Below are 6264 nucleotides of genomic sequence, written 5' to 3'. Positions count from 1 at the left end.
GTGGGGCGAGCGGCCTTAGGAGGTCTAGCTTTTCGAAAAAGCCCAGCCGGAACCTCCTCTGGAGGAGCCGCGTGGGGAGGAGCGGCGCGAGGTATATAGGCCTCGCCTCGACCAGCCTAAGCCCGGCCCTGGCCAAGGCGGATTTGACGTAGAAATATGAGTAGTAGGTGAAGGGGATCTCGCCGTCGGCGGACTCCCAGACCCCCCTCACAACGCCGTCTCTGGCCGCCGCAATGAGCTTCGAGGGGTTTTGGAAAAGGAGGTACTCATACAGCATATCTACACAGACGGCGTTGTCTATGTCGGCTATGAAGAGGCCGCCTCTCCTCAACGCCCAAGCCGCGGAACGGAAGGCGTCCCCCACGTCGCTTAGGTGGTTGTACACGCTCCCGAGGGCGGTCACGGCGTCGTAGACCCCCCTCCTCATGGGGAGGCGCGCGGCGTCTCCGGCGACTTTCTCGGCGCATCGGCACTGCTTGAGAGACATCTGAGAAATGTCCAGCGAGGTTACGCGGGCCCCCAGCCGCATCATGTAGAGGCTCCAGAAGCCCGTGCCGGAGCCCACGTCGAGTACCGACATGCCCGGCTTGATGTATCTATCCAGCACCTCGCCTATGCGCCGGTAGAGGCGTCTGTAGTACTCCATCTTGAGATAGACGTCGCTGTAGATGTGGGCTATGGAGTCGTAGTACTTGGCTACCGCCCTGCTCACCTAGCCTCTATCCTGAAGTCTACTGACAGCTTCCTTCTGAGTTTCTCCAGCTTCGACACGCCGCGGGAGAGCACAACCCCGAGGTACTCCTCCGGGACTTTTATCAAGATTAGGCCGTCCCGCTCCTCCAGCCTAATCTCGCTGGGGGGCACGTAGCGCTTCAGCGCCGACACCACCATGGAGTAAATCTTGCGGCTCGGCGCCCTCCCCTCCTCAGCCCTCTTAACCGGGACTACGAAGGTCTCCTCGCCAAATACATATATCTCGTACTCCACCTCGTCGGTGAGGAAGTCCTTAACGAGGATCACGGGCCTGGCCAAGTCCTCCTCCCTCATGCCGGCGGGCACCTTCACCACCATAGACAAGGCGTATATCTTCCGCACCTCGCCGTCCCTCATGAAAATCACCGTGTCTATAATCGAGGGGATCATCCCCAGCTCCACCCTCCTAATGAAGCGCTGGATGGCGTCTATAGGCGACGTGGCGTGGACAACCCCCACCATCCCCACACCTGCGAGCCTCAAATCCACATAGAGCTGGAAGTCCGCCGTGTCCCTCATCTCGTCGAATATGGTGTAGTCAGGCCTCGAGAGGAGAAGCAGGTCGTGTATCTCCTCCGAAGTGGCGAGGTTCTTAGAGAGCTGGGTTATAGCCGGGCTGAGCACCATATCCCTAGGCGACTCCACAGTCTTCACAACCCTCCCCTTGCTTAGGTAAAACTCCGCAAGCGCCTGGGCAAAGGTGGTCTTGCCGGCGCCGGGGGCCCCGGCGATGAGGATACCCTCAGCGCTTTTCTCAAGCCTCTCCAAAACCCTCGGGTCAAGCCCGTAGTCCTCAATCCTCTTCCTCACCACGGGCCTGGTGGCGGTGATCTCAAGCCTCTCGGAAACCGGCGGGAAGACTATGACGATTCTATACTCCTTGTGCTGTATTATCAAGGAGTGGGGCCTCCTAATCTCTATCTTCGTGCGGGGCCCCAGCCGCGACGCCTCCGATATGAGCTCCCTCACCACCGCCTCCAGTTGCTTCCGCGTAAGCGGCTCCTCGGAGAGCTGCACAATACGCCAGCTACCAGGCCTCCCCGCCTTACCAAACGGCGGGAGACCCTCCTTCAAATGCACCGACATTACGTCGGGGCCGAAGAACTTCTCAATAGCCAGCACGTCGCGCGTCCTACCCAGGTACAGCACCTCCACCCCCTCCACCACCGCGGTGTCCCTCGCCAGCTCGTCGCTAGTGACGTAGACGTAGCCATTCTCCTTAGCTAGGCGCCTGGCGTAGGCGTCGAGCTCCCCCGGCTCCAGCCGCCTGCCCGCGGGAACCACCTCGATTTTCACAAAGTCGCCCAGGCCCAGCTTATCCACCACGTCGTAGAGATCCCTCAGCTCCTCCATCCCCACCACGCCGACGCCGTCTCCGGACCTGGCCAGCTGGGAGAAGTACTCCACCAGCTCCGAGAGGATGAAGACGGTGCCTCTCACCTTGCCGGCCACCACGGCCTCCTTCAGCGTCCCGTCAAGCACCACCGAGCTGTCAGCCACGTACTTATCCACCGTCCGGACCATTCAATATGTATAAATTTTTTAGCAAAGCACAACCTATAAACAAGTGGGCGGAGGCGCCACGTGGATTACCTACTCACCACGGTGCCCGGGCTGGAGGATTTCGTCATAGAGGAGCTCGCAGAGAGGTTCGGCGCGCAGAGGGCGAGGGGCCTCTACATGACGGGGAGGGTGGTGGCCCAGGTGGAGGCGGCCCCCCCGGAGCTGTTCCGTCTGAGGACTGTGGAGCGCTTCGGCGTCTTCCTGGGGGACGGCCGTGCCGACACTTTGGGGGAGGTGGTGGAGCTCGCCGTCGGCCAGCTCCCCAAGGCGCTTAGATACCTCACGGGCAACACCACTGTGGGGGTGAGGTGCGAGCGGGTGGGGGAGCACGGCTTCACCTCGCGGGACGTGGAGCGGGAGGTCGGCAGGTGGCTCAAGGACAGGGGCTTCACCATAAGCCTGGTGGACCCCGACGTCGAGATAAACGTCGACGTGGTGGAGCACTACGTCTCCGTCTGGGTCACGGTGGCAAAGAGGAGTCTAAAGGACAGGCCCTGGCGCGTGTATCAGCACTACGCGAGCCTAAACCCCATAATTGCAAACGCCATGGCGAGGCTAGCCAAGCCGCAACCCGGCGAGACCATCTGCGACTTGACCTGCGGAGGCGGGACGGTGGTGGCAGAGGCCGCTGAGCTCTACCCACACGCCCGGTACTTGTGTATAGACATCTCCCTTAGACACGTCAAAGGCGCCGTGGCAAACACAGCCCACCTCCCCCAGGTGGACCACATCTGGTTCGACTCCACCAAGGTATATAGAGCCGCGAGGCCCATCTGCGACAAATACATATTCAACCCCCCGTACGGCTTCAGAATACCTGGAAAAATCGGCAAGCTCTACCGCCTACTGGGGAGGGCCATGAGGAGGCTCGCCAGGGGGTGCGCCACCTATGTCGTCATCACCCCGAGGTACAGAACATTCCTCAGCCAGGTGGGGGGAGAGCTCCTCCTCAAGAGAGTAATCTACCAGGGGGGCCTCTACAGCCACATCATAATGGGTAGAATATGCCGGTGACGGCAAGGAATAGGAAGGAGGAGAGGGGGACCAGCACGTTGTCGTCAACCGGCGGAAACTCGAACCTCTCCACGGCGCTGGCCAGGAGCCCTGCCAAGGCGCCGGGTAGCCCGAGGTAGTGCCAGCCGATCGGCACAGAGACCGCGGCCATCGCCACGTTCCCCACCCAGTGCTTAGTCCGCCTCTTAAACAGGAGGTTCCTTACTATGCCGGTGGCCGAGTCGCCCACGGCCATGAAGAGAGCCGGCACCACGCCGAGCCTCCAGTCGCCCAACACACCCCAGCTCAGAGCCACCACGAGGCCCCACATAACGGCGAAAGACACCTCGTACATGTTGTCGGGATCTTGAAACCACCAGAAGAGCCTCCCCAACCTGTGGGGCACGTAGAGAAAGACGGCGATTGCAAGCGCCGACAGCGTGGGCACCACCCAGCTGGAGAACGCCGGCACTAAAACAGCCACAACCCCGCCGGCCAGCACGTGTATAATCTTCCTGTTGAAATACACAGCCCGCATATGCCCCAGCCTCGACAGCGGCTTGTAGGTAAGCCTAGTCAACACCAGCGTGACAAACATAACCCACGCCCCCAGCGCCGCGGCTAGCTCTAAATCAGACACGGCGGAAAAACGCTATATGAACTCCACCCCCTCCGTCTTCGTCAGCGTCACCCGGTAGAGGAAGTCCATCTGCCTCAGAGCCGCGGCGTAGTCAAACTCGTTGAGGGCCGCGATTGCGTCTATGGGCACAACCACGTCGTAAAGCCTAAGCCTCGCGCTGGCCACCGTGTGGAGCACGCAGATGTTAGCCACGGTGCCGGTCACCACGAGGTGCTGCACGCCGTACATGCGGAGCACGTGGTCAAGCGGCGTGCCGAAAAAGGCGTCGTACCTCATCTTCTCAACCACGACGTCCCCCTCCTTCGGCTTGAGCTCATCCACAATCTGCCACCCCCAGCTCCCCTTAACCACGTGCTCACCCCAGATGGGGAACTCCACGGGGTCGTCTCTGTAGTGCGTATCCTGCGTATACACCACCCTCACCCCGCTCCGCCTAGCCTTCTCCAAAAGCGCCGCGATGCGCGGAATTATGTCCCGAGCCGCAGGCGCAAACAGCCTCCCATTGGGGTGGGCAAAGTCGTTCTGCATATCCACCACAACAACCGCAGTCCTCCTCGCCGGAAGAGACACCTTATCCACCAGAGCGATCTTCGGCACCTTTACACTCTCCGGCAACATAAAGAACTGTTAACTTCCAAATATTAGCTTTATGCCCAGGAGAGTCGGCGGCGGATTCCCTCCCCATTCCGGGGGGACATATCCGCCGGCTTCACGGAAAGTCAGCGGGGGATTCCCTCCCCATTCCGGGGGGACACGTCCCCCGGCCTCACTAGTTAAAAAGCAAGTTCTTGTATAAAAGCTTTGTGATTGTTTTCATTGACGAGAGCGGCTTGAAGGACGTCTGCAACTGTGTTGTCCTCGGCGCCGTGGCATTTGCGTCAAGCAGAGGCGCCACGTATCTAGAGCTGGGTAGACACCTAGTCGACAATATCAAAAGGATGTTGAGAATCGGCGGCGAGTTGAAGTGGCGCGCCGTAAAGAGGAGGGGGAATCCAGAGGCCGTAATAGCCCTGATAGAGAAAGCCGCCGAGTTGCGGTACACCGCGTTTCACTACAAAAACCCCGAGGGATTTCTACGAGAGCTGGAGGAGCTGGCCAGAGACGCCGCGCTGGCTGTGTTGGACAACCAGTTGCTCCACGGCGACTTGAGGCCGGGGTTTAGGTACGTCGAGAGAGACTCGAGACGCACCCCCGGCATACAGCTCGCCGACGTGGTGGCCGGCTACTACAGAGAGAGGCTGTGTGGGGGTAGGCGGGTGGTGTTATAAACACCTACGTACCGTCTCCACATGAAGGAGGTTATCTACACAGAGGCGGCGCCCAAGCCCATCGGCCCCTACTCCCAGGCGGTTAAGGTGGGGAAGATGCTTTTCGTCGCTGGGCAGATCCCCGTCGACCCGAAAACCGGCGAGGTGGTCAAGGGCGGCATAAAGGAGCAGACGAGGCAGGTGTTGGAGAATATAAAGGCCGTGCTGGAGGCCGCGGGCTACACCCTAGGCGACGTGGCCATGGCCTTCGTATTCCTCTCAGATCTAAACAACTTCGCCGCCTTCAACGAAGTCTACGCCCAGTACTTCCCCGAGAAGCCCCCCGCCCGCGTCACCGTGCAGGCCGCGAGGCTCCCCAGAGACGTTTTAATAGAGATAGCCGTAATAGCCGCGAGGGAGTGAGGAGGACTCGCAGCGCCGACCCGTGACGACGAACCGGGTGCCGACCCTCTTCATCCTCGGAGGCGGCCCCCAGGCGTTGAGACGCGCCAAGGAGTGCGGCGCGGTCCACATAGACCGCTACGCCGAGGTCAAGCCCGAGGAGGTAGACGGCGGAGTCCAGGCACACGTCGAGGACCCCGGCCTCGCCCTCCTCCTGCTAGACGCCGCCGAGAAGATATACATCTACCCAGACTTCGCCCAGCTACTCCCCAGCCTCCCCCGGGACAAGGTGGTCGTAGTGGCGCCGGAGGGCCACCCCCTCTGCGCCGAGTATAGATGCGGAGAGCCCTGTTCATAGCCACCACCTCCCTCACAAAGACAGGCGTCGAGGCCTGCGTAGACTTCATAGAGGCGGCGGCGCCGAGGCTCGGCGAGTTCTGGCTACCACTCCCCAGGGAGCTATGCGCCGGCCGCCCAGTAGACCTGGGCCCCCTCGAGAAGTACCTAGAGCCCCTCCTCGCCCTCTACTACGAGGTAAAGGCACACTGGCGTTGCTACGGCTCAGCCGAAGACCTCCGGCTGAGGGAGATGGCAACGGCAAAGCTAGCCGCCCTCGTCATAAAGGCCAGGGTATACGGAAAAGTCGACCTAAGGGAGTGGGACGCC

Annotated in this window: 8 protein-coding genes and 1 pseudogene; 5 read left to right on the top strand and 4 right to left on the bottom strand. The window is 60.9% G+C overall.

Features of this window, described 5'->3' with window-relative positions; all coding sequences use genetic code 11:
- Positions 1–712, bottom strand: a 712-nt coding sequence (locus ACP5J3_RS10030; RefSeq protein ID WP_428495564.1) for a class I SAM-dependent methyltransferase, incomplete at its 3' end; no start/stop codon positions are given.
- Positions 709–2265 (bottom strand): PINc/VapC family ATPase, encoded by a 1557-nt coding sequence (locus tag ACP5J3_RS10025; protein ID WP_428495563.1) that lies wholly within the window; start codon positions 2263–2265, stop codon positions 709–711. The genes ACP5J3_RS10030 and ACP5J3_RS10025, both read right to left, overlap by 4 nt.
- Positions 2266–2337: 72 nt before the next feature.
- Between ACP5J3_RS10025 and ACP5J3_RS10020 the strand changes: the two genes are divergently transcribed.
- Entirely contained in the window at positions 2338–3330 is a 993-nt protein-coding gene (locus ACP5J3_RS10020) for a methyltransferase (RefSeq protein ID WP_428495562.1), read from the top strand.
- On the opposite strand, the gene ACP5J3_RS10015 is transcribed toward ACP5J3_RS10020, so the two are convergent.
- Together ACP5J3_RS10015 and ACP5J3_RS10010 are read right to left on the bottom strand one after the other, a co-directional pair.
- Positions 3305–3949 (bottom strand): dolichol kinase, encoded by a 645-nt coding sequence (locus tag ACP5J3_RS10015; RefSeq protein ID WP_428495561.1) that lies wholly within the window; start codon positions 3947–3949, stop codon positions 3305–3307. The two genes, ACP5J3_RS10020 and ACP5J3_RS10015, sit on opposite strands and share 26 nt — an antisense overlap.
- Positions 3950–3961: 12 nt before the next feature.
- Entirely contained in the window at positions 3962–4567 is a 606-nt protein-coding gene (locus ACP5J3_RS10010; protein WP_263244432.1) for a cysteine hydrolase family protein, read from the bottom strand.
- A gap of 185 nt (positions 4568–4752) precedes the next feature.
- On the opposite strand from ACP5J3_RS10010, the gene ACP5J3_RS10005 reads away from it, so the two are divergent.
- From ACP5J3_RS10005 to ACP5J3_RS09990, 4 genes and pseudogenes are all read left to right on the top strand, one after another.
- A complete protein-coding gene (locus ACP5J3_RS10005) occupies positions 4753–5217 on the top strand; it encodes a DUF3800 domain-containing protein (RefSeq protein WP_428495560.1) in 465 nt (154 codons plus the stop codon).
- Positions 5218–5238: 21 nt separating this feature from the next.
- Positions 5239–5619 carry a RidA family protein gene (locus ACP5J3_RS10000; RefSeq protein WP_428495559.1) on the top strand — a complete coding sequence of 127 codons (381 nt, stop codon included), beginning with the start codon at positions 5239–5241 and terminating at the stop codon, positions 5617–5619.
- Between the two features lie 22 nt (positions 5620–5641).
- Positions 5642–5956, top strand: coding sequence for a hypothetical protein (locus ACP5J3_RS09995; protein WP_428495558.1), 315 nt, complete (start codon positions 5642–5644; stop codon positions 5954–5956).
- A pseudogene (locus ACP5J3_RS09990) lies at positions 5935–6264 on the top strand (hypothetical protein); the annotation flags it as partial. The gene ACP5J3_RS09995 and the pseudogene ACP5J3_RS09990, both read left to right, overlap by 22 nt.

It is taken from the genome of Pyrobaculum sp. (genome assembly GCF_049971835.1).
Taxonomy (GTDB): Archaea; Thermoproteota; Thermoprotei; order Thermoproteales; family Thermoproteaceae; genus Pyrobaculum.
Note: the sequence above shows the minus strand (reverse complement) of the source record. Positions and strands in the feature narration are given on the sequence as shown.

Excerpts from the sequence above, each read along its gene's own strand:
- ACP5J3_RS10010 (WP_263244432.1), bottom strand. The coding sequence starts at position 4,567 with ATGTTGCCGGAGAGTGTAAAGGTGCCGAAGATCGCTCTGGTGGATAAG.
- ACP5J3_RS10000 (WP_428495559.1), top strand. The coding sequence starts at position 5,239 with ATGAAGGAGGTTATCTACACAGAGGCGGCGCCCAAGCCCATCGGCCCC.